27 protein-coding genes are annotated in these 25167 nt (G+C 46.5%); 11 read left to right on the forward strand and 16 right to left on the reverse strand.

Going from position 1 to position 25167, the window contains the following annotated elements:
* The first annotated feature begins 56 nt into the window (after nucleotides 1-56).
* Nucleotides 57-1742, forward strand: coding sequence for a glycosyltransferase family 2 protein (locus ASN18_RS02185; RefSeq protein ID WP_085050961.1), 1686 nt, complete (start codon nucleotides 57-59; stop codon nucleotides 1740-1742).
* A gap of 131 nt (nucleotides 1743-1873) precedes the next feature.
* Here ASN18_RS02185 and ASN18_RS02190 read toward each other — a convergent pair whose 3' ends face one another.
* The 4 genes from ASN18_RS02190 to ASN18_RS02205 all read right to left on the reverse strand — a co-directional run bounded on the left by ASN18_RS02190 (nucleotide 1874) and on the right by ASN18_RS02205 (nucleotide 3747).
* Complete coding sequence (locus tag ASN18_RS02190; RefSeq protein WP_085050962.1) at nucleotides 1874-2374, reverse strand: hypothetical protein; 501 nt, start codon at nucleotides 2372-2374, stop codon at nucleotides 1874-1876.
* Between the two features lie 92 nt (nucleotides 2375-2466).
* Nucleotides 2467-2901, reverse strand: a complete 435-nt coding sequence (locus ASN18_RS02195; protein WP_085050963.1) for a hypothetical protein — start codon at nucleotides 2899-2901, stop codon at nucleotides 2467-2469.
* A 61-nt stretch (nucleotides 2902-2962) separates the two neighbouring features.
* On the reverse strand, nucleotides 2963-3454 hold the full coding sequence (locus tag ASN18_RS02200) for a hypothetical protein (RefSeq protein ID WP_085050964.1): 492 nt from the start codon (nucleotides 3452-3454) through the stop codon (nucleotides 2963-2965).
* Between the two features lie 44 nt (nucleotides 3455-3498).
* Nucleotides 3499-3747, reverse strand: a complete 249-nt coding sequence (locus tag ASN18_RS02205) for a hypothetical protein (protein ID WP_157072787.1) — start codon at nucleotides 3745-3747, stop codon at nucleotides 3499-3501.
* Between the two features lie 219 nt (nucleotides 3748-3966).
* Between ASN18_RS02205 and ASN18_RS02210 the strand changes: the two genes are divergently transcribed.
* The 6 genes from ASN18_RS02210 to ASN18_RS02235 all read left to right on the forward strand — a co-directional run bounded on the left by ASN18_RS02210 (nucleotide 3967) and on the right by ASN18_RS02235 (nucleotide 9241).
* Nucleotides 3967-5295: an NfeD family protein gene (locus ASN18_RS02210; protein WP_236861442.1), complete on the forward strand. Its 1329-nt coding sequence runs from the start codon at nucleotides 3967-3969 to the stop codon at nucleotides 5293-5295.
* Nucleotides 5296-5330: 35 nt separating this feature from the next.
* Nucleotides 5331-6095, forward strand: a complete 765-nt coding sequence (locus ASN18_RS02215; RefSeq protein WP_085050966.1) for a slipin family protein — start codon at nucleotides 5331-5333, stop codon at nucleotides 6093-6095.
* A gap of 48 nt (nucleotides 6096-6143) precedes the next feature.
* Entirely contained in the window at nucleotides 6144-7595 is a 1452-nt protein-coding gene (locus ASN18_RS02220; RefSeq protein ID WP_085050967.1) for a sigma-54 interaction domain-containing protein, read from the forward strand.
* A 224-nt stretch (nucleotides 7596-7819) separates the two neighbouring features.
* Nucleotides 7820-8290 (forward strand): Hsp20/alpha crystallin family protein, encoded by a 471-nt coding sequence (locus ASN18_RS02225; protein ID WP_085050968.1) that lies wholly within the window; start codon nucleotides 7820-7822, stop codon nucleotides 8288-8290.
* Between the two features lie 14 nt (nucleotides 8291-8304).
* Nucleotides 8305-8709, forward strand: coding sequence for an Hsp20/alpha crystallin family protein (locus tag ASN18_RS02230; protein ID WP_085050969.1), 405 nt, complete (start codon nucleotides 8305-8307; stop codon nucleotides 8707-8709).
* 31 nt (nucleotides 8710-8740) lie between these two features.
* Nucleotides 8741-9241, forward strand: coding sequence for an Hsp20/alpha crystallin family protein (locus tag ASN18_RS02235; protein WP_085050970.1), 501 nt, complete (start codon nucleotides 8741-8743; stop codon nucleotides 9239-9241).
* Nucleotides 9242-9317: 76 nt separating this feature from the next.
* Here ASN18_RS02235 and ASN18_RS02240 read toward each other — a convergent pair whose 3' ends face one another.
* Nucleotides 9318-9692: a DsrE family protein gene (locus ASN18_RS02240; RefSeq protein WP_236861443.1), complete on the reverse strand. Its 375-nt coding sequence runs from the start codon at nucleotides 9690-9692 to the stop codon at nucleotides 9318-9320.
* Nucleotides 9693-10449: 757 nt separating this feature from the next.
* On the opposite strand from ASN18_RS02240, the gene ASN18_RS02245 reads away from it, so the two are divergent.
* Nucleotides 10450-10701: a CD225/dispanin family protein gene (locus ASN18_RS02245; protein WP_085050989.1), complete on the forward strand. Its 252-nt coding sequence runs from the start codon at nucleotides 10450-10452 to the stop codon at nucleotides 10699-10701.
* The gene (locus ASN18_RS02250; RefSeq protein ID WP_085050972.1) at nucleotides 10698-11096 is read left to right on the forward strand and encodes a DUF2752 domain-containing protein; all 399 of its coding nucleotides are present in this window, start codon (nucleotides 10698-10700) and stop codon (nucleotides 11094-11096) included. Before ASN18_RS02245 ends, ASN18_RS02250 begins: the two co-directional genes overlap by 4 nt.
* Before the next feature lie 15 nt (nucleotides 11097-11111).
* On the opposite strand, the gene dxs is transcribed toward ASN18_RS02250, so the two are convergent.
* From dxs to ASN18_RS02280, 6 genes are all read right to left on the reverse strand, one after another.
* Nucleotides 11112-12998, reverse strand: coding sequence for a 1-deoxy-D-xylulose-5-phosphate synthase (gene dxs, locus ASN18_RS02255; protein ID WP_085050973.1), 1887 nt, complete (start codon nucleotides 12996-12998; stop codon nucleotides 11112-11114).
* Nucleotides 12999-13004: 6 nt separating this feature from the next.
* Entirely contained in the window at nucleotides 13005-13895 is an 891-nt protein-coding gene (locus tag ASN18_RS02260) for a polyprenyl synthetase family protein (RefSeq protein WP_085050974.1), read from the reverse strand.
* A gap of 171 nt (nucleotides 13896-14066) precedes the next feature.
* Nucleotides 14067-14579 carry a hypothetical protein gene (locus ASN18_RS02265; protein ID WP_085050975.1) on the reverse strand — a complete coding sequence of 171 codons (513 nt, stop codon included), beginning with the start codon at nucleotides 14577-14579 and terminating at the stop codon, nucleotides 14067-14069.
* Entirely contained in the window at nucleotides 14549-15127 is a 579-nt protein-coding gene (locus ASN18_RS02270) for a hypothetical protein (RefSeq protein ID WP_085050976.1), read from the reverse strand. Before ASN18_RS02270 ends, ASN18_RS02265 begins: the two co-directional genes overlap by 31 nt.
* A complete protein-coding gene (locus ASN18_RS02275; RefSeq protein ID WP_236861445.1) occupies nucleotides 15118-15552 on the reverse strand; it encodes a hypothetical protein in 435 nt (144 codons plus the stop codon). Before ASN18_RS02275 ends, ASN18_RS02270 begins: the two co-directional genes overlap by 10 nt.
* Nucleotides 15553-15700: 148 nt before the next feature.
* Complete coding sequence (locus tag ASN18_RS02280; RefSeq protein ID WP_085050978.1) at nucleotides 15701-16894, reverse strand: septal ring lytic transglycosylase RlpA family protein; 1194 nt, start codon at nucleotides 16892-16894, stop codon at nucleotides 15701-15703.
* 320 nt (nucleotides 16895-17214) lie between these two features.
* Between ASN18_RS02280 and ASN18_RS02285 the strand changes: the two genes are divergently transcribed.
* Nucleotides 17215-17721 carry a Uma2 family endonuclease gene (locus ASN18_RS02285; protein WP_085050979.1) on the forward strand — a complete coding sequence of 169 codons (507 nt, stop codon included), beginning with the start codon at nucleotides 17215-17217 and terminating at the stop codon, nucleotides 17719-17721.
* A gap of 52 nt (nucleotides 17722-17773) precedes the next feature.
* On the opposite strand, the gene ASN18_RS02290 is transcribed toward ASN18_RS02285, so the two are convergent.
* The 4 genes from ASN18_RS02290 to hisH are packed head-to-tail and all read right to left on the reverse strand — an operon-like array spanning nucleotide 17774 to nucleotide 23660.
* Nucleotides 17774-20263, reverse strand: coding sequence for a molybdopterin-dependent oxidoreductase (locus tag ASN18_RS02290; protein ID WP_085050980.1), 2490 nt, complete (start codon nucleotides 20261-20263; stop codon nucleotides 17774-17776).
* Nucleotides 20260-22140 (reverse strand): NADH-quinone oxidoreductase subunit NuoF, encoded by a 1881-nt coding sequence (locus ASN18_RS02295; RefSeq protein WP_085050990.1) that lies wholly within the window; start codon nucleotides 22138-22140, stop codon nucleotides 20260-20262. Before ASN18_RS02295 ends, ASN18_RS02290 begins: the two co-directional genes overlap by 4 nt.
* 14 nt (nucleotides 22141-22154) lie before the next feature.
* Nucleotides 22155-23006, reverse strand: coding sequence for an NAD(P)H-dependent oxidoreductase subunit E (locus tag ASN18_RS02300; RefSeq protein ID WP_236861446.1), 852 nt, complete (start codon nucleotides 23004-23006; stop codon nucleotides 22155-22157).
* A gap of 39 nt (nucleotides 23007-23045) precedes the next feature.
* Complete coding sequence (gene hisH / locus ASN18_RS02305) at nucleotides 23046-23660, reverse strand: imidazole glycerol phosphate synthase subunit HisH (protein WP_085050981.1); 615 nt, start codon at nucleotides 23658-23660, stop codon at nucleotides 23046-23048.
* Nucleotides 23661-23790: 130 nt separating this feature from the next.
* On the opposite strand from hisH, the gene ASN18_RS02310 reads away from it, so the two are divergent.
* Nucleotides 23791-24696 (forward strand): HDOD domain-containing protein, encoded by a 906-nt coding sequence (locus tag ASN18_RS02310; protein ID WP_085050982.1) that lies wholly within the window; start codon nucleotides 23791-23793, stop codon nucleotides 24694-24696.
* Between the two features lie 56 nt (nucleotides 24697-24752).
* On the opposite strand, the gene ASN18_RS02315 is transcribed toward ASN18_RS02310, so the two are convergent.
* Nucleotides 24753-25167, reverse strand: a 415-nt coding sequence (locus tag ASN18_RS02315; protein ID WP_236861447.1) for a helix-turn-helix domain-containing protein, incomplete at its 5' end; no start/stop codon positions are given.

Genomic DNA, 25167 nt, shown 5'->3' on the forward strand with positions numbered 1-25167 from the left:
GTTAATGATTCGAATGTGAATTATAGAAAAGAATACTCTTTTTGTCAAGATATTTTATGCCTGTAAAGATTTATCATTCAATTGTGAACCAATTGACCATGTTTAATGGCTATGTAAAAGGGCACCTGAAGAGGAAACTCTATCCCTTTTATATCAGGGCCGCTAACTTATTTTTTGCAAAGAGGAGCTATCATGCGTGGATACAAGCTAATGAACCAAATACTGCCGACCTTGAAGCCCAACGCACATGTATATTTGACAATATGCCTTTGTTCGCTGTTGTATGCGTTTTCAACCCCTCACAGTCAATAATCGCCTCGCTGAGGAGACAGACTTATGTCAGGTGGCATTTGTATATCCTCAGTGACTCTCCACCTCTTCAGGCAGAAGAAAACATTACCTTCATTGATATATCATTGCCGTCAAATGAGATTATCGCTCAGATAGATGGTGATTTTATTGTAATGCTAGGACTAAACACAGTCCTCTGCCCATTTGCGCTGTATGAAATAACAGCTTCTATAAATATCAATCTCAATGGGCCCAATGGGAAATTCTTTTATTCAGACGAAGACTCATTAATCGGCGGCAAACGTGCATCACCTTATTTTAAGCCAGACTACTCACCGGATACACTGAGGAGCTTTAACTACATCGGGACATTGCTTGTAATCGCAAGGGAACTTTTTGTCCAGGAGTTCACTCATATGCCTGATAACATATACGCAGTCGCGCTTAAATGCACACACAATGCAAAGGGAGCGATAGTTCACATCCCGAAGGTGCTTTACCATACAACCGACAACGATACACGCCACGCAGCAGAGGCCATCTCTGCCCATCTGGTTGAACTTGGCGTTTCAGTTGAGGTTGAACAACGCAGTCCCGGTCTGTTTAACGTTATATATGAAATAAAAGGCAGCCCCCGCGTATCTGTTATAATTCCAAACAGGGACAACTCCGTGCTGCTTGCCAAGTGTGTAAAGTCTGTTCAGACTGCGGATTACGAAAATTACGAGATAGTAATTGCAGAAAATGGAAGCACCAAAAAGGATACCTTTGTTCTATATGATACGCTTAAGCAGGACAAGAGAATAAGAATAATCCACTGGCAGGGGACATTTAACTACGCAAAGGTAAATAACGACGCCGTAAGGGACTCTGACGGGGCAATCCTGCTGTTTTTAAATAACGACATAGAGGCAATAAACCCTGACTGGATCGTAAACATGCTCAGGCACGCAGTAAGAAAAGACGTTGGCGCTGTCGGGGCTAAACTATACTATCCCGACGGCACAATCCAGCACGCAGGAGTAGCGGTGGGCGTTGGGGGCATTGCCGTAGAGTATTACAAGGGACTTAAAACCAACAGCACGGGCTGCTTTAACAGGCTTTCAGCAGTACATAATGTTGCCGCTGTTACAGGTGCTTGTCTGATGTTAAAGCGGGAGTTATTCGACAGGATTGATGGATTCGATGAGTCATATGCACTTGCCTATAATGATGTAGATTTGTGCCTGAGACTGCTGGAGTTGGGATTTCCAACGGTGTGGACGCCATATTCAGAGCTGATACACAGAGAATCCAGGACACGGGGTTATGAAATCACACAGACCCAAAGGCAAAGACTTGAGGAAGAATCTGCAATGTTCACACAAAGATGGCGGCACATACTTGATGAGGGTGATCCATATTATAACCCTAATCTATCACGCAAAAGAGGGGATTTCACACTCAGCTAACCAATGGGCTGCTTGTCAAACTACTTTTGTTGTGAGAAAACTACTCAACATATTAATATTGCGCCCATGCCGGGCGCACCTCAAAAAAAAAGGCCGGGGATTAACCCGGCCTTTGTATCGTTATTTGAAACCTAGTAACAAGCTACTAATGATGCTAATCCGCTGAAGCTCTTCTGTGTCGAAACGCCACCAGTTGTGCTTACTGAGTTTACGCGGGAATATGTGCCGCTGAACGTAATCGGATCCAACACCATATGTAAGCGGGTCGCGTCTAACTGCGGTCCATTTGCAACATCGGTGTAGGTCGAGATGCCAAGCAGGTTTAATCCTACTTCAAATGTGCCTGCACCCGTGCGAATCATGCTTCCATTGACAGCCTGTGAGTTGATTACGCCATTGGTGAACACCTGTGCTGCTAAACCGGCTATCATGTAGTTATCGCTATAGAGCAGGGTTGAGCTGCCTGCAAAATCCGCTAAATCCATCACACCAAGCTTCATATACGTATATCCACCAGTTGTAGCATCGGCCAGAACCCAGCAATACTGCCCTGCTTCACTCTTCCCCGTATTCAATGCCAGTACACATAACGCTAACACTAACGCTACTGCCAGAACCTTTATTACTCTCATCAAACAGCCTCCTTTTAGCACTTTTTCTACTTATCTTTTTCACCTACCCTTATAGGGTAAGCTTATCTTCCTTAATCATACTTAACTACAGGCTACGGGCACAGTGCAAATGTCGCTACGCCGGTAAATCTTCTTTCTGTACCGTTTGCCCTGAAATAGTAACCGTTAAACGATGAGTCTAACATCATGACCATGTTTTCTACCAAAAGGGTGTTCGATCCAGCTATTCCATCCGACACCTGCAGTCCTACCATGTAGCCCATGCTTGAATACGTAAGGTTACCCTTAGCTATCTGCACAGCAGTTGCGGTAGAAGTATTTGTGCGGGTAGTTGCGCTCTTTGTCCCTGCTAATCCATAGTCGCCCGTGCCAAAATCCAATACGCCAACCCTTAAGAAAAACACTTCGCTCGTCTTACCATCGTCCAGGTTCCAGCATAACTCCGCCCCGTATTTATCCGCAAAGGCAGATGCGCTCAACGCTACCACAAACAACATGGCTACAAACACTATCTTTAATGCTTTCATTAAATGCCCTCCTGTTTATTCTTCTTCGCCTGCCCTATGGACAAGCGGTTTTCTATCCAGTTTAGTAAAGACATGTTGTAAGAGTCGCTACTCCGTCATACCTTGTATCTGCCGTTGAAGCCGTAGATGTGTGAGTTGTCGTCGAACGGAAGTATGTTCCATTCATTGAGCCTGGGTCTAACAAGAGATGCACATCTGCCGTATATGAAGTAGCTGATGCCACCGTGCTGCTGGCCGCCGCAACGCCGTTAGCATTCAACATCCCTTCCAATACGCCATTTGGTGTGCTTGTGGTTATCCCCGTTACATTCATCGCACCATTAGCAGTTACGATTGTCGATGCCCCGGTTGCAGTGTTGTAGATAGTTACTGTGCCCGTCAACATATAGTGACCGAAGCCTAAGTCTGTCGTCGTCAGTCTTACACCCTCGACGATACCCGCATTACCATCACTTGCTATCCAACAATACGTTCCCGCCTGCGCATGTGTGTTCACTATCAACACACTCGCCAACACCAACATCAGTACTGCCAAACCCTTTAGTACTTTCATCTAAGTCCTCCTGTTGTTTTCCGGCCTGCCGGCCGTTATTTAAGTTAACCCCTATACCTGCCTTCCTCAACATAAAGCGTCGAGAGACAAGCGTAGACAGTATACCATCTTTCCAAAATAAAGTAAAGTATTCCTTTCAAATTTTTTCTGATAACGCCTGTTTGACAATCAGTATTCGCCTCTGCATCTACTACAGTCGCGCCCGCCAATGTGCCCAACCCCGCTATCGCCACCACCTCCACATAAGCTATTTTCACAGCTATTTCCCTACAGTACGGCACCGCCTCTTCCATGCCGCTATCACAACCCATGCTTCAATCGGCTTATTATAACATACTTTACAAAAAAAGCAACATTTATTTTAAAAAATTTATTTGGCTTCGCATATTACCTGCCCTGTTCAAATACACTGCTGCCTGCTCCTGCAATCATAATTGTTGTTACGAAAATAATTTGGATAATATGCTTCTATTAGTATTATAATTAATCATCACAACTCAAGAGGTCTAAACATGAAACCAGATGCCATGAACAAGCCTGTAATCGCATCACTATACCTGATATGTGCATTTTGTCTTGCGGCAGCGCTGTTGAGCGCGCTCAACTCCTTCGCAAACAGCTCTAACGTCGTCAACGTTATTAAGATAAGCGGCGCCATCGGCCCCGTAACGCAGGAGTATATTGCAAAGGCAATAGACAAGGCCAACAAGACTGCTGCCACAGCCTTGATAATTGAAATGGACACTCCAGGCGGTCTGGACACATCCATGAGGACAATAGTAAAGGAGATAACCGGCAGCAAAACACCGGTTGTTGTCTATGTATCTCCATCGGGGGCGCGCGCGGCATCTGCCGGTGTGTTTATCACAATGGCCGCCCATATAGCCGCTATGTCGCCGGGCACAAATATCGGGGCGGCACATCCGGTATCACTCAACGGGGAAATGGATAAGACAACATCCGAAAAGGCTGAAAACGACGCAGTTGCCTATATAAAATCAATCGCACAGGCAAGAAAGAGAAATGCGGCATGGGCAGAGGAGGCGGTAAGGAAAAGCGTTTCCCTGACGGCGAATGAGGCGCTAACACAAGGGGTCATAGACCTGATTGCCACCGACATAGACGACCTGTTAAAAAAAATCGACGGCAGACAGCTGCAAACAGACAATAATACTACCGTTGTCCTCAACACTTCAAAGTCAACTTATGTGGTAAGGGACGTGATGGGATGGCGGCTGACCATATTAAGCCTTATCTCTGACCCTAATGTTGCATATATATTGATGCTGATAGGGATGTACGGACTGCTTTTTGAACTATCAAATCCTGGGGCAGTGTTTCCTGGCATTGCCGGTGGGATTTCAATAATCCTCGCGTTTTACGCCTTTCAGACCCTGCCGGTGAACTATGCAGGGCTGCTGCTGATTATGCTTGCCATTGTCATGTTTATATTAGAACTTAAGATTGTCTCACACGGCGCGCTGACAATTGGAGGTATTATTTCTATGACCATAGGCTCTTTAATGCTGTTTGAGGAATCGTCGCCGTTTTTCAGACTATCCTTGTATATAATCGCCATATCGGTTATAGTAACTGTGGTGTTTTTCAGCGTGATAGCGGGGCTTTCGTATAAGGCGTGGAAGAGAAGGCCGGTAACGGGCGTTGAGGGTCTAATAGGCGCTGTTGGCGCTGCCGTTGAAGACATAAACAAAGACAGCGGTATGGCCTTGGTAAACGGGGCGCTGTGGCAGTGCAGGAGTGACGCAAAAATCGTAAAGGGAATGGAAGTCAGAGTCGTTGAGGTCTCCGGCTTAAGGCTTAAGGTAGAGCCTCTGTTATAAATATACTTCTAATTACAAGCAGCTTAGGGAGGGTTATGAATACAATTACAGGGTCATCTGGAATGTTTGTGCTGATGCTGGTGGTGTTTTTCTTATGGAGCGCTGTAAAAATCCTGAACGAATACGAAAGGGGTGTTGTGTTTCGGCTTGGAAGGGTAATACCCGTAAAAGGGCCTGGTCTGGTAATAATCCTGCCAGTAATCGACAGGCTAGTTAAGATTAGTCTTAGGACTATAACAATGGATGTGCCGTCACAGGACGTAATTACACGAGATAATGTATCTGTTAAGGTAAATGCCGTCGTGTATTTCAAGGTAATGGACCCGATAAAGGCAGTAACGGAGATTGAGGATTACTACTTCGCCACAAGCCAGATTGCCCAGACCACGCTGAGAAGCGTTCTTGGGCAGGGGCATCTTGATGACCTGCTGTCAAAAAGAGATGAGATAAATGTTGACCTGCAGCGCATAATAGACTCCCAGACCGAGCCGTGGGGGATTAAAGTAACGGCAGTCGAGACGAAGAATGTCGATTTGCCGGTAGAGATGCAGCGTGCAATCGCAAAGCAGGCAGAGGCCGAAAGAGAGAGAAGGGCAAAGGTCATCCACGCAGAAGGCGAGCTGCAGGCATCAGAAAAACTCACCGAGGCGGCAAAGACACTCTCAGCCGTGCCCTCTGCCTTGCAGTTAAGATATCTTCAGACTCTGGCTGAGATATCAACGGAGAAAAACTCGACTATTATATTCCCACTTCCTATCGAGCTTATCAGACCGTTTCTGTCGAAGATGTCTGACAAGTGACCGGAGGACATTGAGGAGACAGCCCGAAAGGCCCGAAAGGTTAGTTAAATGGTACACTCAGACAGCCTGAGCGGACTTTCATTACTCATAGCCGGAGGCGGCCCGGATACCTTTGCCGCTATTGAGGATGCCTTTAAGGCACAGGGTGGGGTAGTGTTTCGGGTAGACGTACTTGAAGACGCCCTGGATTTTGTTGAGCGCAGGGCGGTTGACGTAATCCTTGCCGATGCCGGTCTCAGATTTGACACAACGACAGTAGAACTGATTGATTCACTAGCTGCAAGCTCTATAGTTTATCTTGCCACAGAAGGCTCAAGACCAAATTCGGCAGAACTATTTACCCCAAACGTAGAGGATTATATTAATACTCAAATAGACCCCCGCCGATTTATCCAAATGGTCGAAGCGCGCCTTGTTAAACACAACAGCGGCAGCACCGCCCTTACAGTTACAGACCCGCTGATAAATAAACTGAGGCCGTACTTTTTATTTCGCTCCCCCGCCATGCGTGCGGCGCTTGAGAACCTCCCGGTCATTGCCGCATCAAATCAAACGGTATTGATCTCCGGGGAGACCGGCTCTGGTAAGGAAATCGTCGCACGCGCGATTCACGTCTTAAGCAAGCGGGCAGGCGGTCCGTTTATGGCCGTAAACTGCGGGGCTATCCCTGAAGGGCTTATAGAAGGTGAACTCTTTGGGCATGAAAAAGGGGCATTTACGGGGGCAGCGAGAACCAGAAAGGGAAAATTTGAGGCTGCAAATAACGGTACACTTTTTTTAGACGAAATAGGAGATATGCCGCTTCTGTTGCAGGTGCGCCTGTTGCGCGTCCTCGAAGAACGCCACATATACCGCGTTGGAGGCGAACGCCCCATACCTATTAATGTGCGCGTCATAGCTGCCACACGGGTCGGCCTTAAGCAGGCGGTTGCCGATGGCCTGTTTCGGGAAGACCTGTACTATCGCCTCAATATCCTGCGCATACATCTGCCCCCCCTCAGACAGCGCGTTGAGGATATTGCGTATCTGGCATTTCATTTTTTGGGTAGGGCATTTGCCGAGATGGGCATACAACCGCCCTACCCCCCCCTGTCGCCTGCCTCCATAGACCTCATCGAAGGGCTGCCGTGGAGGGGCAATGTCCGTGAGCTTAGAAACGTTATGACCAGGGTAGCCACACTGCTGCCGCGCGGCACAAAACAGGTGCTGCCAATACATGTCACACCGCACCTCGAAGACATTGAGCCTCAGCCCGGAGAACATGTCAACGAACAGGACAGACAACATGACAGGGCACATAGCGGCAGCTTAGAACACGAGAGTGGCAGGGACGCGATATTTATCCCCATTGGCACATCGCTTGATGACGCCGAAGACCAAATTATCAGAGAGACACTAAGGCACACCGGCAACAATCGCACGAAAGCGGCCAAAATCCTCAGGATAGGGATACGCACGCTGCGCCGCAAGTTAAGCGAAAGCGGCCAAATTGACCTATAGGTCATAATGGCCTACTATGCAATTTCTCTTCTAAACCCCCTTAACATGCCGCCCTCCGGCCTGGCGGTAGGCCATTTTGACCCAGCCGGTTAATTCAGCATTCTTCCAAATTCCAATAACACCTTGTAATTAAAGAGTTTTATCTTCTGGCACGATATTTGTAATTATATATTGTGAACGACTGGGGTTATGAACCCCGATAAAATAACAGGAGGTAAACAAACATGTTACTTTCAGAACTAGCAGGCATTACAAGGGGTGGATTAGGCGGCCCGTACAGATGGCATGGCTATAACGCGCTTCAAAACAGGCTGAGACAGATGCAGGAAGAGATGCAGCGGCTGGTTTCGGGTGAGCGTCCGGCGGCTGAGTACCCTGCAATAAACCTGTGGACGAATGAAGAGGAAGTCCTTTTGACGGCGGAGTTGCCGGGGGTCAACACCGAAGACCTCGATATAACGGTTGTAGGCAAGACACTGACACTCAAGGGGGCAAGAAAGGCTGAAGAGACTGGTGAAAATGACTGCTGCCATCGCAGGGAGTGCCGCTACGGGAACTTTGCAAGGGTCATTGAGCTGCCATATGAGATAGAGGGCGACAAGGTCAGCGCGAAGTTCGACAAGGGCATTCTAACGGTCACACTTCCTCGGGCAGACGCCGATAAACCTAAGAAAATAACTATATCTACAAACTAAGGAGGGACTTAAACATGGTAGACACTACCGTTGATATCGAAAAGAAAGAGGCCCAGACAACTGAGGGTGTAGAACACACCAGAGCGGTAAAGGTTTATCACCCGGCGGTGGACATAGTTGAAAAGGCAAAAGAGATAGTCCTTACTGCGGACATGCCGGGCGTCGATGATAAATCTATAGACGTCACGCTTGAGAAGAATGTCCTGACAATATACGGCAAGGTTGACCTTGATGTGCCGGAAAAATACAGGGCGTCGTATGTGGAATACGGAGTAGGTGATTACCGGAGGAGTTTCACGCTCTCAGAAGAGATAGACAGGCAGCGCATAGAGGCAACCGTGAAAAACGGTGTGTTAAAGCTGGTATTACCAAAGGCCGAGGCAGTAAAGACGAAGAAGATAGAAGTCCGGGCGGCTTAAGTAAACTGCCTAAATAACTGGAGGTGAAATTATGAAATTTAGAGACCTTGTACCGTGGGGGGCGACCAAGGGTAGAGTCCCCGTAAAACATGATGAGACCAAAGACCCGTTCACAGCGCTGCAACGTGAGGTAAACGAGGTATTTAACGGGTTTTTCAGGGGATTTGACATAGATACCTTCTGGGGCAGCGCAATTGGGTTTAACCCCAGTGTCAACGTAGCGGAGACAGACAAAGAGATACAGGTGACGGTTGAGCTTCCCGGCCTGGATGAAAAAGACATCGATGTCACCCTGACAAAAGACACGCTGACCCTGAAGGGGGAAAAGAAGACAGAGAAAGAGGACAAGGGGACTAACTACTACCACATGGAGCGTTCATATGGGTCATTCGCAAGGACAGTAGCGCTGCCGTGCGCAATAGATGACACTAAGGTAGAGGCTGAGTTCAAAAAGGGCATCCTGACAATAAAGTTGCCCAAGACGCCGGAGGCGGTAAAAGACACAAAGAAGGTACAGATTAAAACGGGCTAACCCCCGCCCATCTCCTCCTCAACCTGACTAAACGGGGAAGGCGCAGTGCCTTCCCCGTTTTACATTGACAATCAGATTAAAACGTTAGTCCCTGCCGCTCAAGGAGCATTTCACCGAGAAAAGTCCCGGGCTTAATCTCTGAGTTTGGGATAAGCTCTGCCTTATCAAGCTCATAGTGCTTAACGCACGAGGCACAGATGTAAAACTTCGCATCTAAGTCCTCGGTAAGTGTAGTTAACAGGTCTGCCACTGGCGAGAACTGATCCTTATTCTGCCAGATAAGGGTCTTAGCAAAGCCCTTCTTAGCTAAGAGAACCGCCTTATCCATAAGAAAAAAGTCCAACTGCGTATCAAATGCCTTCATATTAACAGCAAGCTGCAACGCCCCGGCCACAACGTCAGGGTTATCGAATGAATGTGTGATGATGAATACGAATTTCTTGTCTGACATGGGATAGACCTCCTTAATATATAATGATATTACTTTATAGCACAAAGACATGTAGTGTGTAAATTACTACTCAGAAGATATGTAAATTGAACATTGCCAAATTTATTCAGTTGAATTAAACTTTGAGGGGGGGCGCCCCCATTGTAATAAGGAATTATCAATGATAGATGGACACCCTGTCTGACCAGTTCGGAGCTGGTACACAGCAGAATCTATTAACCAGCGGCGTGGGCGTTAAGTCCAACGTCTGGAATTTATTTAATTCCACACATGCAACCACTGACTGCTTGACACCCAGGGCAAACGCACTATATGCGTATTGTGTTATTATGGAGTCATACTAATTCAATAAACAGCATCCTTATGCATTAAATCTGTCATTCCAGAGAAAAGCGTAGGATAATCGCAAAAAAAAACTGTCAAAGACGGTAAGGGGGAGTTTTGTGTCTTAGTTTAGCGGGATTTTCACGGTAAGCTGGAATCTATAGGAGGAAATGGCCATTGTAATTTTCAAATGCGTTTGCCCTGGCCCTGCCACCAGCGCTTGATTTTATCAGGCCAGTAGCTTATTATATTACCAGCCATGACGACTTTAAAACGCCTAAACAGGACGTTGTTACTAACACTCTAAAATTACGATGAGGATGCGGTTATGATTTATTGCTCCAGGTGTGGGACGCAAAACGAAGACAACAACTACAAGTGTATCAAATGTGAGGCACTGCTTCACGAGCCTTTGGGTGATAGAATACCGCGCATGGTGGAAGAGTACGTCCCTGACTACCTTGTGTGGTCTATTTTGACAACCTTGTTTTGCTGTTTGCCCGTAGGGATTGTCGCCATAGTATTTTCGGCACAGGTCAATACCAAGGTAAAGGTCGGTGATATAGCAGGCGCACGTGACAGCTCAAAAAAGGCCAAAATGTGGTGCTGGATTTCTGTCGCTTCATGGGCAGTCTTTGTAGTGATAGGCATTGTTGCTGTTATGGTGGGCACAATATTTAATTGACAGGTACAAACCGCAAATATTTTGTCATATTTTTACCGGTTCTGACAGCGGCAGCCGCCATAGTGTATCTCTATGACCCATCATCAAGCTGGTTTTACCCAAAGTGCTTGTTTTACAGACTGACCGGCCTCTATTGCCCGGGCTGCGGCAGTACGCGGGCAGTTCACCAACTGCTTCACGGCAATATTGCAGCCGCGTTTAAATTAAATCCCCTGACAGTTACAGCGCTGCCGTTTCTGGTCTTTGGAATTGTCCTGGAAATGGGGGTATTCCACTCCCGCCCGAAATGGTTATCTTATGTCCGGCAATATTCTAAATTACTCCTGCTGGGTTTAATCCTTTTTTGGATACTAAGGAATATCCCTGTAGAACCGTTTATTTATCTCAGACCCTGATAACGTTATCATCCATCAGGACTCCTTCAGTTGTTTCAGCAGCGACATAGCCGCGTGATATATACCGTCGTCATCCAGGGCATACAGGTGTCTTAGGACCGGCTGCTTACCGTGTTCGATGAAACGGTCAGGGAGGGCGACTATTTTTACCTCCACATCTGTGGCAGCGGCATCGTTGGCAGAGTTAAGATACTCCAGAACTGAACTGCCAAACCCTCCGGCCAGTACGTTTTCCTCTACGGTGACGATTTTACGAACAGTCCCGGCAATCTCAGCAATGAGCGCCGTATCAAGGGGTTTAATAAACCTCACATTTACTACCATAGCAGAGATACCCTCTTCTGTCAGACGATGTGCCGCTTGTATGGACGGCAGCACGCAGCTTCCTACGGCAAGTATTGCAACATCACCGCCTTCTGTTATGACCTCAGCCTTCCCCAGTTTTACGGGTATAGTGGACGCTTCAATCTCCTTGTCCATGCAGTCCCTTGAGTATCTGACAACGGACGGGCCTTCAAGGGTGAGTGCAAGTTTGAGCATCTCTTTCATTTCTATGGAGTTCTTCGGAGACATTATTGTGAGATTCGGGATATGCCTTAAAAACGATATGTCATAAACCCCGTGGTGTGTTGGGCCGTCTTCGCCTACGATTCCTGCCCTGTCAACAGCAAACACAACGGGCAGGTTCTGCAGACACACATCGTGTATTATTTCATCGTATGCCCGCTGCAAAAACGTTGAGTATACTGCCACAACCGGCCTAAGCCCCTGTGTTGCCATACCGGCGGCAAAGGTGACGGCATGGGGTTCGGCTATCCCTACGTCATAAAACCTCTCAGGGAAACGTACAGAAAATTCCCTCAGCCCTGTGCCCTCTTTCATGGCGGCGGTGATTGCCACAATGCGGGGGTCTTTCTCGGCTGCCTCGACAAGGTGCTGTCCAAACACGCTACTAAAAGACGGCCTCTGCGGACATGTTCTCAGCTCACCTGTATCAAGCTCAAACGGCCCAACGCCGTGGAATGTCGCAGGATTTTTCTCAGAAAACTCGTATCCCTTTCCCTTTGTCGTCACAACGTGTATGAGTATTGGAGCCGTAGAGTTCTTTATACACTCAAACGTGTCAATGAGTTTAGCAATGTCATGGCCGTCAACCGGACCGGTGTAGGAAAAACCCAGTTCCTCAAACAACATACCGGGAAGCAGGAAATACTTCAGCGTGTCCTCTGTCTTTTGAGCGAGTTTGGAGAAGTGACCGCCCACTTTTGGTATTGTTTCGATGATGCTTTTAGTCTCTTTCTTGAGTTTATTATAGAGATTACCGGCCATTATCTTCGTTAAATATGACGAGAGAGCGCCGACATTTTTTGAGATAGACATTTTGTTGTCGTTCAGGACAACGATGAGGTCTTTTTTAAGATGCCCTGCGTTGTTGAGGCCCTCAAAGGCCAGTCCTCCGGTCATTGCACCGTCTCCGATTACTGCTATGACCTTAAAGTGCTTGGCTGTGAGTTCACGTCCCTCGGCAATTCCCAGGGCTGCTGAGATGCTTGTAGAGCTGTGACCGGCTCCAAATGCATCATGCGGGCTTTCAGAGCGCCGCGGGAAGCCTGATATGCCGCCGTACTGCCGCAGCGTGTGAAACGTGTCATATCTGCCCGTGAGCAGTTTGTGGGGATAGCATTGGTGACCAACATCCCATACTATCTTATCATGCGGAGACTTAAACACGTAGTGCATGGCTAATGTCAGCTCTATGACGCCGAGGCTTGAGGCCAGATGACCACCGTTTACCGAGACGCGGTTGATAATGCAGTCTCTGATTTCCTGTGCCAGCTCTTCCAGTTCAAATATATCGAGTTGTTTTATGTCCTGCGGGGATTTTATAGATTTCAATCTCATAGGGTTTTAATTTGACCTCTTAAGAAGATAATTGGCGATTTCCTTAAACCAGAGTGCCTTTGGGCCGAAAAGTTCGACCGACTGAAGTGCCCTGTCAATTTGTTCCTTTGCCATCGCCTTTGACCGCTCCACGCCGTACATAGCGGGATAGGTCATTTTGTTTTTATTTTCATCCGAGCCTTGGGGCTTTCCAAGTTCCTCTGTCGTGCCCGTTACGTCCAGTATATCGTCCACTATTTGAAACGCAAGCCCTATTGCCTCGCCGTAGCCGGTGAGTGAGTCCATTTTAGCCTTGTCAGCGTTATATAATATCCCTCCCAATCGCACGGATGCCTTCAAAAGGGCGGCTGTCTTGTTGCGGTGGATGAACTCGAGGGTTTTTTTATCATGTGCCTTACCCTCTGAGATTATATCCATCGCCTGACCTGCAACCATGCCAAAGAGACCGGCAGCCGCAGATAACTCGTTGATGGCTTGAAGGAGCATCGCCGGTGCAACCTTGTCATTATTAGAAAACATCCTGAATGCCTCGGTCAAAAGCCCGTCACCGGCCAGTATGGCCATTGCCTCGCCGTAGATGACATGGTTGGTGGGTTTGCCGCGTCTGAGGTCATCGTCGTCCATTGCGGGCAGGTCGTCGTGAATCAGGGAATATGTATGTATAAGCTCGATAGCTGCCGCTTGAGGCATTATGTCTTGCCCATTGCCCCCGCACGTCTCATAGGCGGTCAGACAAAGCACCGGGCGTATCCTCTTGCCGCCGGCAAGCAGGGAGTACTTCATGGATTCGTGCAGGATTCCAGGCGCTATAGGCTCTTCAAAATACCCAATGATGAATGCCTCGACAAGCGCTTTTTTTTCTCCTAAATAGGTTTTAAGGTCCGTTTTAAGGTCCATGACAGTCTCCTTACAACGCATTAGTATACCATAAGAGCGGCAAAATTAAAATACAAAAAAATCCCTGCTGCCTGAGATGCTTACAATGGCTATGGGTGGAACACCACAGTCACATATCTCATCCAGGGCAAACACATTTAAAAGTTTCAATGAGGCAATTTCTGCCTAATTTTAAAATGCGTTTGCCCTGCACCTGTGTATGTTTAAATCTTTGTTTGTAAAATGGTATGTTACCTCGCTATAGTCTATATCATTGCCTTTATCGTCGAGTATGTCCTGTTCTACAAAGAAACTGAATTTGATTCTGACTTTGTCCAATTTAACGCCTGGCCGTTTCTTTATTACCACAAAATCATCATATAAGAAATCTATCTTGAAACCTCCAGGTCCACTACGACCACCATCACAGTTGCCGTAGTAACTCCCGCTGTAGTTAAGATAATTTTTGATAAAGAAGCCATGAACATCTGGAGTATCTGGTAAGCCGTGTATTATGGCATTGGTTACGTGAAAATCGAAGCTGCGTATTCGGCGAAATAATCTGTTTTTTTTGTGAAATTTCTTCAGTGACACGCAGAATATGTCATCGCCCATAAATATGTTATCACCCCCATCGGCATGTGAGATGATGAACAATACTATTGTCAGTATGATTAACGTCTTCGCGGTTTTTTTGGTAAGCATTTGTTTATCTTTTCTATTGTTAAATCACTAGCTTCATAACGTATTAACGCAGCAGATTTCGCGCCACTAACACCCTTTTCCGTCATATATACAAAGTTAAATCTTATATAAATATCATCTTCGGAAAGGTCTTTATATTGTTTAAGGATAATAAAATTCGCAATATCTTTAAATCTGATAGCATCTTTATCTGACTTGGCCACGGCGGTCACCCTAGTAGCATATTCATCTTTATTATCTATAATGTAAACCCAAGAAGAGAGTAATTTGGGAAGATCATATATATCAGCACCTGAAACACGCATATCGAAGGCCCTTAGTCTTCGTGTTGGATAATTACTTGCATAATCAAGCGAGGCATAATAATATGTATATTCACATTCAGCAGATAGATCGGCAACGGAAAACAAGAGCAGTGCCGACAGTGTCAGAAAAACAGCCAATCTATTTCTAATATTAAGTGGTTTAATAACAACTTGTCTGCAATTTATGATCACTTTTGCTGATTCAAGCTCACTCATGATATTGTTTAAATTGTCTACTGGCATTTGTGAATATCCTTAAAATCAAAATCTTTAGTTTCAAGAATATTGATTTCAGATGTTCCATTGGACTTATTGTAAACCAATTTCATATTAAGTCGCAGTTTTTCATTTGGAGTCTCTGGTGCAAAAACAATGATGAGAAAATCCTTAAAATAGTCTATCCCAACAGCATTCCTGTCTGAAGAAGCAGTTGCAATTAAACCGTGTGACAATTGTTCATAAAAGACATAACTCCAACCACGCGGTATTTTGGGTATGCGTACAACATCGCGAGCATCGTCTAAAAAAAACGCCCTAACCTTATATTTCTTTTTAAGGTATGATTTTTTAAATGAAACACTATAAAGCTTATAGTAACATTTTTCCGCAAATCCAGCCACAGGTGACAACAGCGCCGATGAGACAACCAACAAAAGAACTAATCTCAAACATGAAGACATACACTTAACTCCAGAATCAATTTAAAGATACCATCTGTTTTATGTTAAACATAAGTATATGTAATTGTCAAACCTTTTTTATCAAAAAAAAATGAGAGGAGCATAGATATACTCCTCTCCTAGATCATGTAGCCTACTACTTCTTACGATTTGGGCAGTTGTTTTCTGCTTCACCGCTGTAAATTCTATCATGTGCACACTGTGCCTCATGCACTTTTTTATCAATTGCTGGTCGGCGGTTTGCCTCCTGTGCGTTTTGTTCATTATACCGGCGCAATCCCTCTTCGGCATCTAAAAACTTTACCTTAACATCAAAGACACCTTTGTTCATTTTGTCACCTGCTATTTTGACATAGGTTGCTGGTGAGAGATCGATGGCTTTTGTCGGGTCCTCCATATTTACATCATGTTTTTTACCGTTATCTATAACACTGACAGGTGTATATGGTCCTCTATCATTGACCTTGACTATAACAGTCAATGGAGGTTTAGTCCCTGTGTTAGTTACCTCGGCATATACATACTTCCCAGCAGACTGATTATAAGGAATAGCACCAACATGACGTGGCTGCATTGCCGCGGTATATTTATACTTGTTGAAGTATTCACCACTTGCTGTTTCCCTTGGCTGCCCTTTTCGTGAGCCTTTCCTTATCTTGTGAAATTGATCACCATACATCGAGGCACGTGTCGTACACTCATTGCCGCTGCATTGAGTGTGATTTTTCGGATCCTTCATATAACTAAACTTATTGCGCTCTTTATCATTTGCGGCACGGTTGTATATATTATCCGCCCTCTTCTGTTCCTCTTTAGCAACCGTCTCCTTGTCTAAATTAGGTGCTGCTCTCTGATCACTGATCTGCTGCAACCCCGATTTAGCGTTAGAAGCATTCAGTGCATAGTCGGCAACGCCTGTTACGGGGACGCCGACAAAACTGGTCAGCAGCGTATCCACTTCATCTGAGCCGCCTTTTTTGACGATGTCTCTCCAATACTTGTGGTCTCTGTCTAAAAGTTCGACCGCCTTTGCGTAACGATTAAACGGTGCGTTGCCTTTGGACAGTTGATAAAGACCCTCCTGAAAACTCAGGTCACCCTTATTGACTTCACGGGCTAACCGCTCTGCCTTGTTCTTTAACTCACTGTCTTTCGGCTTCAAATTCCCTAAGGCTGCTGCAGCGTCAACTCTCTGTCTTATAACGCCTTTTTCCCTTTCCATCCGCTGCGATAACTCATCTGACACCTCAGCACCGCCATGCGAACACCCCGGCTTGCTTCCCATGAACTTCCCCGTCTCTGGGTCTTTCAGATAACAATCACCTTTCATTAAAATATCCTCCTTAAAAAAAGTTGGGTTTTACGACAGAAATTCTGCTATGAATATAGCAGTTCATTTTTAATGATAACACATTTTCTATTATTTGTCAACAATTATTTTTACTGTATGTAGTCACTTATTACAATTGTTTTATTTTACAGAGGTCTTTTCTCTGACACGCTCTGGTCATTCCTGCCTGTGTATTTATAAACATTTGAATCTGCTGGCTCTTGAGCATTACACTCAACGGTTAAACATAGAAATGCTTAATGCGTTTGCCCTGAGCTCAATCATAGACAAAATCGTAAGTTCATCGATATAATATAAACATGGAAACATTAGACTTAGACTTAACAGAAATTATTAACGGGGTGGAAGTCATGGGGCCTAGTCCATTTAGACGTCATCAGGATATTGTTATAGCTATAGCAAAGAAAATACTGTTTCACTTAGAAAAATATAAATCAGGGAAATTATATCTCTCACCCATCGATGTGATATTTGAGGAAGGAATTAACAGGCTGCAACCTGACATACTGTTTGTTAAGAATGATAATCAGGGCATTCTTCAGGATTGGATAAGAGGCGTACCAGATATGGTTTGTGAGATAGTATCACAGGGCAGCTACAACAATGATACCGAAGTTAAACGGGCTATTTACGAAAAATACAGGGTGCCGGAGTACTGGATAGTGATGCCGGAGCTGCAAACTATCGAGATATTAACCATCGATGGCGATAAGTATAGACTTCACTCATTCGCAGCGTTTGAAGGCACGGTTACATCTAAGGCCATAGAAGGCCTTGAAATCAATATCAGCGAGATATTCACATAGCAATTTGGCGCAGCCAATATGTGTCCCCCCGCTTTACTGCCAACGGCTCAACCTAAGCTGACTGTACCTGTTGTATGCTCACGGCTGTCAGCGGGGCGCCGCCGCCTTCGTAGGCATATGTTAGTTCGTTTAATCTGGCGGTTGCAAAATTTATGGGCGCAAAGATCATCCCCTGCGTTACCTCGTCTGTTACCTCTACTGTTACAGTCGCTGCGCCGCGGCGTGATTCCACACGCACCGTGCTGCCGTCCGTTATACCAAGTCTTGCCGCGTCAGTGTCGTTTATCTGTATGAATGCACCGGGAAATGCTTCCGAAAGATTCTTAGACATTACTGAGAGGGCGCCGGAGTGCTGCATCAGATTTCCCGTTACCATAATAAATGGATATTGCTTGTCAACAGGCTCAACCTCTTCATAGTGTACCGGTACGTATTGCCATTTTTCCTTGCCCTTGTCAATTGGCATATCTGACAGATGGTCTCTCAGGGCAGTAAGGGACTCAAATGGCGGGGTTGAGTTCATATATCTTGTCAGATTCCTGAAAATCTGCCACCCTGCTATTGAATCGCCCGTAGGGGTTGAAATTTTCTCTGTCGTCTGATGCAGCCCGGCTGCGTTTGTGAAGGTTCCCTCTTTTTCAGCCCAGCTTGCCTCGGGTAAGACTATATGGGCGAGGCGCGCCGTGTCTGTCAGTCTTATATCCTGTACGATGAGAAGCTGTAAGTTGCGAAGCGCCTCCTCTACTTTCTTCAGGTCGGGATAGGTACTCAACGGGTCGTCTCCCATGATGAGGAGGGCGTCGAGGGGTTTTTTCCCGTAGAGCATTTGAAAGAGATTTTTACCGGGGCTGCCTTCTATTTTTTTATATCCCGGCAGATTCTCCGGCGATATTCCCATCTGCCACATGCCAAAGGTATTGGCGTAGTCGGCAGGCATCTGAAGCGCTGATGGGCCGTCACCTGTAAGCATCACAAGATTAGCCGCAGATATTGCCGTGTTCAGACCCTTATTGTTTTCTACAGACCCAAGAGACAAGGCTGCCATTCTGCTCTCAGCAGTAAGATATACCTTTGCCATTTCTATAAACTCATCAGTGTCAACTCCGGCAATCTCAGCCGCTCTACCAGGGGGATAGCCCTTTACGAGTTCCTCGAGCTCTGAGAAGTTTGTGGCTGCCGTAGACATATGATTTTTTAAGTGATAAGCACCCTCTATGGCCAGGTGCATGATACCGTTTAACAGGGCATGTGATGTGCCCGGGCGTACCCTTAGCCACACGTCGCTGTGTCGTGAGAGCTTGGTCTCACGCGGCCCTAAGACTATGATTTTAGAGCCTTTCTTTCTCGCCTCGAGGAACTTTAAACCCCAAACAGGGTGAGTCGAGGTGATGTCGGACTCTATGACAAGCACTGCCCCCTTGCCTATTGGGGAGTCCAGCGAAATAGGCAGGCTTGACAGCCCAAAGACCTGTGATACCGCCTTTTGAACCTTACTAAAGCCGAAACAGGCTGAGGAATCTATGTTGTTTGTGCCGATTACCTTGCGCGCGAACTCCTGTAGCATGTAGTTGCTCTCGTTTGAGAATTTAGGTGAGCCGATGACCCCAACTCTCCCAGGCCCTTTATCTCTTATCACATCATTTAGACGCACGGCCAGTACATGCATAGCATCTTCCCATGTGGTCTCTACAAGGCCTCCATTTTTTCTGACAAGGGGTTTTTTCAGTCTGTTTTCGGCATATATGAAATCCATGCCGTACCTGCCCTTAACGCACAGGTCTCCCTTGTTTACGCCCTTTGTGGCAATGCCGCGAGTGCTGACAATCTTACCCTCTCGCGTATCCAGCGTGACTGTGCACCCAACGCTGCAATAGGGACAGATGTTGTCGCTGCTTTCAAGAAACCATGTACTGCAACTGTGTTTAAACGGTTTATTTCCCAGCGCCCCAACAGGGCATATATCTACACACTGACCACAAAACTCACAGTCAAGCACTTCCTCGAAGGCGGGAGATACCTTTGTGTCAAACCCCCTGCCTATAAAATTAATAGCCCCTACGCCCTGATGTTCCCAGCACACGGCAACGCATTTGCCGCAGAGTATGCAGCGGCTTTGATTTCTTTCAATAAAGGGATTGCGCGTGCGTCTTGCAACTGAGTGTTTTTCCTCCTGAATCCTGTTCTGAGACGGCCCATGCTGATGTGAAAGGTCCTGAAGACTGCACTGCCCTGCCTTGTCACATGTGGGACAGTCCAGTGGATGATGTATGAGAAGCAGCTCGACCATTGTCTTTCTGAGTTTGGCAACTCGCGGGGTATTTGTCCTGACTATCATACCGTTGTCGGCAGGATATGAACATGAGGCAAGCGGGCGCGGCTGCCCCTCTATCTCTACAAGACACATCCTGCAGCCGCCATAGGGTTTGAGTCTGGGGTCCCAGCACATGTGCGGGATGTAGATATTATTAGCAAGGGCTGCCTGGAGAATCGTCTGGCCTTTTTCTACCTTAACTTTTATATCGTCAATTGTAAGTTCTATCATCGGGCAAACTCCTTTGGACTAAACATCTCGGCAGGGCCTATCTTAACAGCCCCAAACTTGCAGGCGATATAACAAGACCTGCACTGTACACACTTATCCTGGTTGATTGAGTGGGGCTTTTTCTTTTCACCCACTACTGCCTCTACCTGACAGGCACGCGCACAGGCAGTGCAGCCCGTACACGCCTTTTCATCTACATAAAAGGTCGAGAGGGTTTTACATACACCAGCAAAGCACCATTTATTTTTGATATGGGCCTCGTATTCGGCCCTAAAATACTTGATTGTAGTAAGGACAGGGTTTGGGGCGGTCTGACCGAGGCCGCACAGAGATGCGGTCTTAATGTCATCGGCAAGGTCTTCAAGTAGTTCTATGTCGCCTTCTTTGCCCCTGCCTTCGGTTATATCAAGCAGCCGGTTGAGCATTACCTTAGTGCCTACCCTGCAAGGCGTGCATTTGCCGCATGATTCGTGAGCACTGAATTCAAGAAAGAACCTCGCAAGGTTGACCATACAGTTATTGTCGTCCATGACGACCATGCCGCCGCTGCCAACAATTGCACCGGTCTTCATAATATCTTCATATGTGACAGGCAGGTCAAGGTAGTCCGCCGGGATACAGCCCCCTGAAGGGCCGCCCAGTTGGAGGGCCTTAAAGGTACGTCCGCGGTTCATCCCTCCGCCGATGTCTTCTATTATAGTTCTAAGTGAAATCCCGAATGGTATCTCTATCAGTCCCGTGTTGCGCGCTGCGCCGGTTAAGGCAAATACCTTTGTGCCGGTGGATTTCTCAGTGCCCCTCGATTTAAACCAGTCAGCGCCGTTGATGATAATCGACGGGACATTGGCAAATGTCTCTACATTGTTGAGGACAGTAGGTTTTTCCCATAAACCTTTCTGAGCTGGAAAGGGAGGTCTGGGGATAGGAGAGCCTCGCCTGCCTTCTATGGAGCGCATAAGGGCAGTCTCCTCGCCGCAGACGAATGCACCAGCGCCGGGATATATATCGAGATCAAGATTAAATCCGCTGCCAAGTATGTTCTGCCCCAGGAGACCATATTCGACGGCCTGGTCAATGGCCTTACGCAGGCGTCTGACGGCCAGCGGGTACTCTGCCCGCACGTATATATATCCCTGATGGGCGCCGATGGCCTTGGCCGCTATTATCATACCCTCAAGAACGACATGCGGGTCGGCCTCCATAATGCTCCTGTCCATAAAGGCGCCGGGGTCGCCCTCGTCGCCGTTACAGAGTATATACTTGTCCTCTGCCTTGACCTGTGAGCAGAGTTCCCACTTCAGACCGGTTATAAAGCCCGCCCCGCCTCTTCCGCGCAGGACAGAGCCTCTTACCTCTTTTATGATTTCAGCCGGGGTCATCTCAAGCAGTGCCTTTGCAGCCCCAAAATAACCGTCTACGGCTATATATTCTTCAATATTTTCCGGGTCTATAATACCCCTGTTTTTCAGTGCGCCAAGCATCTGGAGATTAAAAAATGGGATGTCTTTTAGTTCGGCAACGGCAGCACGGGTCTTTATGTCTTTATATAAATTCTTCTCAAGCAGCCTGCCGCCAATAAAATGTTCCTCGACTAACTGCGGGGCGTCAGCAGGCTTGAGTTTTTCATAAAATATACCCTCCGGCTGGACAACCAGCAGCGGGCCGTTGGCGCAGAAGCCGTTACATCCGGTCAGAATGATCTTATACTTATCTGTCAGATTCTTTTCTTTTAGTGACGCCTCAAGCGAATCCTTTATTTTCAGGCTGCCACCAGCAATGCAGCCCGTCCCTCCACACAGCATAACGCGTCCCTCGTTGAGGCGGCTCCTGTAGTTTTCTTTAATTGCATGCAGCGCATCTATTGTCAATCTTTCCATAGTCATTTCCTCGCTCAACGATATTCGCTAAGTATTTCTTTTGCCTTTGCGGGGTCAACACTGCCGAACGTGTCTGTGCCGACCAGCACCACAGGGGCCAGCCCACAAGCGCCGATACATCGTACTGTCTCAAGCGAGAAGAGGCTGTCATGGGTTATTTCACCCTCGTTAACGCCCATGGTTTCTTTGAGTTTCTCCAGAATCTCGTCCGCCCTTTTTACGTAACATGCCGTCCCCAGACACACGCGTACATTATACTTGCCCATGGGTTTCATCGTGAAGTATGAATAAAATGAAACCACGGCGTGTACTTCACTCACAGGGATTTTCATAGCCTTGGCGATAATCTTCTGTACTGAGGCTGGCAGATAACCGATGAGTTCCTGAACCTCCTGCAGCACTATGATTAGTGAGCCGGGTCTTTGCCTGTATTTTTGCAATATAGATTGGAACTTCGCCTTGTCATAGGTTTCCACTGCCTTTGTGGGGACAGGGACTTTAGGAGGGGTGTTGAGCGCCTTTGTCACTGCCTCTGTAAGCGTATGCGGGAAGAAGGGTTTTGGCAGGAAGTCCATTATGTCCAGGGCGATAGCGTCTCTTAACACTGCCTTAGAGGAATATCCTGTCATAGCTATTACTCTGGTGTACTGGTGATGCTCGTTTATCCATTTAATAAGCTCGAAGCCGTCGATAGTCGGCATTATCAGGTCAGTGATAACAAGGTCAAAGACGCGGTCATCGATGAGGTTCATTGCGTCTTTTGAGCTAGTTGCGCCAGTGACTTTGAATCCTTCACCGGAGAGTACGGCCTCACAGCTCCTGATTATAACCTCATCGTCATCGACTACCAGAACATTTTTTTCCATCTATGTCCTCCCCTTCTAAATTATGCATGATATCTTCCGTCAGTGTTTCGCTGCAAAGGCGCCAAAGTTCTTTAAGATTTGAAGGCCAGCGGCCTGGCTTTTCTCCGGGTGAAACTGTGTGGCAATGACGTTGTCTTTCCATATCATGGAGGTAAATTCAACCCCATAGTCAGTGGCGCCGGCGGTTATGGATGAGTCTTCAGGCACTACATAATACGAATGGACGAAATAAAAATACCGGTTGTCGTCAATACCATCGAAAATCGGCGGTTTATTTTTAAATCTCACGATGTTCCATCCCATATGCGGGACTTTTAACTCTGAGGCGGGGAATCTGACCACCTTTCCTTTAAATACGTTAAGTCCTGCACAGTGCCCAAACTCCTCAGACTCGGTAAAAAGCGCCTGAAGCCCCAGACAGATGCCAAGGAACGGTTTTCCCGATTCGATAGCCCTAAGAATCGGCCCGATGAGCCCAAGCCTGTCAAGATTGCCCATACAGTCCTTAAAGGCCCCAACGCCGGGCAGCACCACGCCCTGTGCGCAGAGTATATCCGCAGGCTGCTGAGTCACCTTAACAGCGACGCCGCTCTTAATAAACCCCTTCTCTACACTCTTGAGGTTTCCCATTCCATAATCTACAATTGCTATCATAACGTTTCTATAATACGAAATCACGCGCGTGGATTGCAATTTTTATTCAGGGCAATCGAGAAAATCACAATCACCATCTCCTGCTATGAATATTATGATAAACACACGAGCATCTATGTTATAATACAATATGGATAATACCTTCGAACAGAAAGCTATAAATTTATTGCGGGATATAGGGCTGCCGGTACAGCCATCAATATTGTCTGAAATACAGACTGAAATGGCTAATGAGTATGCCGACTTTAAAAAAATAGCAAAACTTGTGAAAAAAGATATCAGCATGTCTGCAATGGTAATTAAGGTAGCAAACTCGCCCTTGTTCTTAGGTGGTGGTATCGAATCCATAGAGCAGGCATTAAACATGCTTGGCATTAATAATTTTTATAATATCATTTTGTCTGTAGCCCTAAAAAAGAAGCTGTCTGAAATTGGGATTAGTGCTGATTTTTTTGAACAATTTTGGACTCATACCGAGACAGTCGCAATTGCGTGTATGCTTTTAGCCAGAAAATTGAAACTGCCACTCGAAGGGTATGCATATATATGCGGCATGTTTCATGACTGCGCCGTGCCACTGCTTACGAAAAGGTTCGAGACATATAATAAAGTTTTGAAACTGGCATTACGCACAAGCCACTCTGTTGTAGATATTGAAAACGATACATTTAAAACAAATCATTGTGTGGCTAGCTATGTATTAGCGAAGTCATGGAATCTTCCCGAACCTGTATGCAATGCAATTAGATACCACCATAGGAATGACTTAGACAATTACAGTAATCCTATCGACAGAAAATTAGCAAGTCTCCTAATACTTTCAGAAACGATAGTTTATGCTGGTGTGATGAGGCATAACGCAGGTAAGTACGAGATAGAGCCTCCATGGAATAATATATCTGAGCAGTACTTAACGGTAGGCTTGCAGCTCCACAATGATAAAAGATGGACAAATATATTGGTTGAGCTAAATCTTGATGACGAAGATGTATATCATCTACAGGATGCTATATTTAATCGGTTATCATACGAATGAATCGTTCCTCTGTGTCAGATTGAATTCTACGATATTACCCTAACTTCCTTCATCGCTTAGGAGTTCAATTCCTGCTGCGCAGTTTGACGCCGTTTGAAGGTAACATCTACCTCAACATCTTCATCGAGTTTTCCAAGAATTGTAATCATGCGGTCACGCGTAAAACGCCCGAGTCGCGCATTCCTGATGCGTGAAAACTCCGAATGAGAAACACCGGTGAGCCTTTCAGCTTCGCGTGTGGATAGACCACGTTCGTCAAGCGTGCGTATGATTTTTGCGGCAAGGATAGCGCGTGCCTGTTCAACGCTGGCGTTGACATGCCCAAAGTCGCTAAACACATTGCCGCTGCCACGTACCAACTCAAAATCGTCTCTCATCGTAAAGCCTCCTTTGGATTCCCGCTTTCCAGACTGTGTCATAATAAAACCAGTCAGCCCCCCCCCCCATTCTTTGAGGGGGGCATGAGTCTGC

Origin of the sequence: Candidatus Magnetominusculus xianensis, assembly GCA_001541255.1 — a bacterium.
Taxonomy (GTDB): Bacteria; Nitrospirota; Thermodesulfovibrionia; order Thermodesulfovibrionales; family Magnetobacteriaceae; genus Magnetominusculus; species Magnetominusculus xianensis.

Bases quoted from the DNA above. Each gene is read 5' to 3' on its own strand.
- ASN18_RS02265 (WP_085050975.1), bottom strand. From the start codon at position 14,579: ATGCTTACCAAAAAAACCGCGAAGACGTTAATCATACTGACAATAGTA.
- ASN18_RS02290 (WP_085050980.1), bottom strand. From the start codon at position 20,263: ATGATAGAACTTACAATTGACGATATAAAAGTTAAGGTAGAAAAAGGC.
- ASN18_RS02185 (WP_085050961.1), top strand. From the start codon at position 57: ATGCCTGTAAAGATTTATCATTCAATTGTGAACCAATTGACCATGTTT.
- ASN18_RS02190 (WP_085050962.1), bottom strand. From the start codon at position 2,374: ATGAGAGTAATAAAGGTTCTGGCAGTAGCGTTAGTGTTAGCGTTATGT.
- ASN18_RS02205 (WP_157072787.1), bottom strand. From the start codon at position 3,747: ATGGAAGAGGCGGTGCCGTACTGTAGGGAAATAGCTGTGAAAATAGCT.
- ASN18_RS02225 (WP_085050968.1), top strand. From the start codon at position 7,820: ATGTTACTTTCAGAACTAGCAGGCATTACAAGGGGTGGATTAGGCGGC.
- ASN18_RS02245 (WP_085050989.1), top strand. From the start codon at position 10,450: ATGGTGGAAGAGTACGTCCCTGACTACCTTGTGTGGTCTATTTTGACA.
- ASN18_RS02285 (WP_085050979.1), top strand. From the start codon at position 17,215: ATGGAAACATTAGACTTAGACTTAACAGAAATTATTAACGGGGTGGAA.
- dxs (WP_085050973.1), bottom strand. From the start codon at position 12,998: ATGAGATTGAAATCTATAAAATCCCCGCAGGACATAAAACAACTCGAT.
- ASN18_RS02240 (WP_236861443.1), bottom strand. From the start codon at position 9,692: ATGTCAGACAAGAAATTCGTATTCATCATCACACATTCATTCGATAAC.
- ASN18_RS02300 (WP_236861446.1), bottom strand. From the start codon at position 23,006: ATGGAAAAAAATGTTCTGGTAGTCGATGACGATGAGGTTATAATCAGG.
- ASN18_RS02280 (WP_085050978.1), bottom strand. From the start codon at position 16,894: ATGAAAGGTGATTGTTATCTGAAAGACCCAGAGACGGGGAAGTTCATG.
- ASN18_RS02270 (WP_085050976.1), bottom strand. From the start codon at position 15,127: ATGCCAGTAGACAATTTAAACAATATCATGAGTGAGCTTGAATCAGCA.
- ASN18_RS02235 (WP_085050970.1), top strand. From the start codon at position 8,741: ATGAAATTTAGAGACCTTGTACCGTGGGGGGCGACCAAGGGTAGAGTC.
- ASN18_RS02210 (WP_236861442.1), top strand. From the start codon at position 3,967: ATGAAACCAGATGCCATGAACAAGCCTGTAATCGCATCACTATACCTG.
- ASN18_RS02295 (WP_085050990.1), bottom strand. From the start codon at position 22,140: ATGGAAAGATTGACAATAGATGCGCTGCATGCAATTAAAGAAAACTAC.
- ASN18_RS02200 (WP_085050964.1), bottom strand. From the start codon at position 3,454: ATGAAAGTACTAAAGGGTTTGGCAGTACTGATGTTGGTGTTGGCGAGT.
- hisH (WP_085050981.1), bottom strand. From the start codon at position 23,660: ATGATAGCAATTGTAGATTATGGAATGGGAAACCTCAAGAGTGTAGAG.
- ASN18_RS02260 (WP_085050974.1), bottom strand. From the start codon at position 13,895: ATGGACCTTAAAACGGACCTTAAAACCTATTTAGGAGAAAAAAAAGCG.
- ASN18_RS02310 (WP_085050982.1), top strand. From the start codon at position 23,791: ATGGATAATACCTTCGAACAGAAAGCTATAAATTTATTGCGGGATATA.
- ASN18_RS02230 (WP_085050969.1), top strand. From the start codon at position 8,305: ATGGTAGACACTACCGTTGATATCGAAAAGAAAGAGGCCCAGACAACT.
- ASN18_RS02215 (WP_085050966.1), top strand. From the start codon at position 5,331: ATGAATACAATTACAGGGTCATCTGGAATGTTTGTGCTGATGCTGGTG.
- ASN18_RS02220 (WP_085050967.1), top strand. From the start codon at position 6,144: ATGGTACACTCAGACAGCCTGAGCGGACTTTCATTACTCATAGCCGGA.
- ASN18_RS02195 (WP_085050963.1), bottom strand. From the start codon at position 2,901: ATGAAAGCATTAAAGATAGTGTTTGTAGCCATGTTGTTTGTGGTAGCG.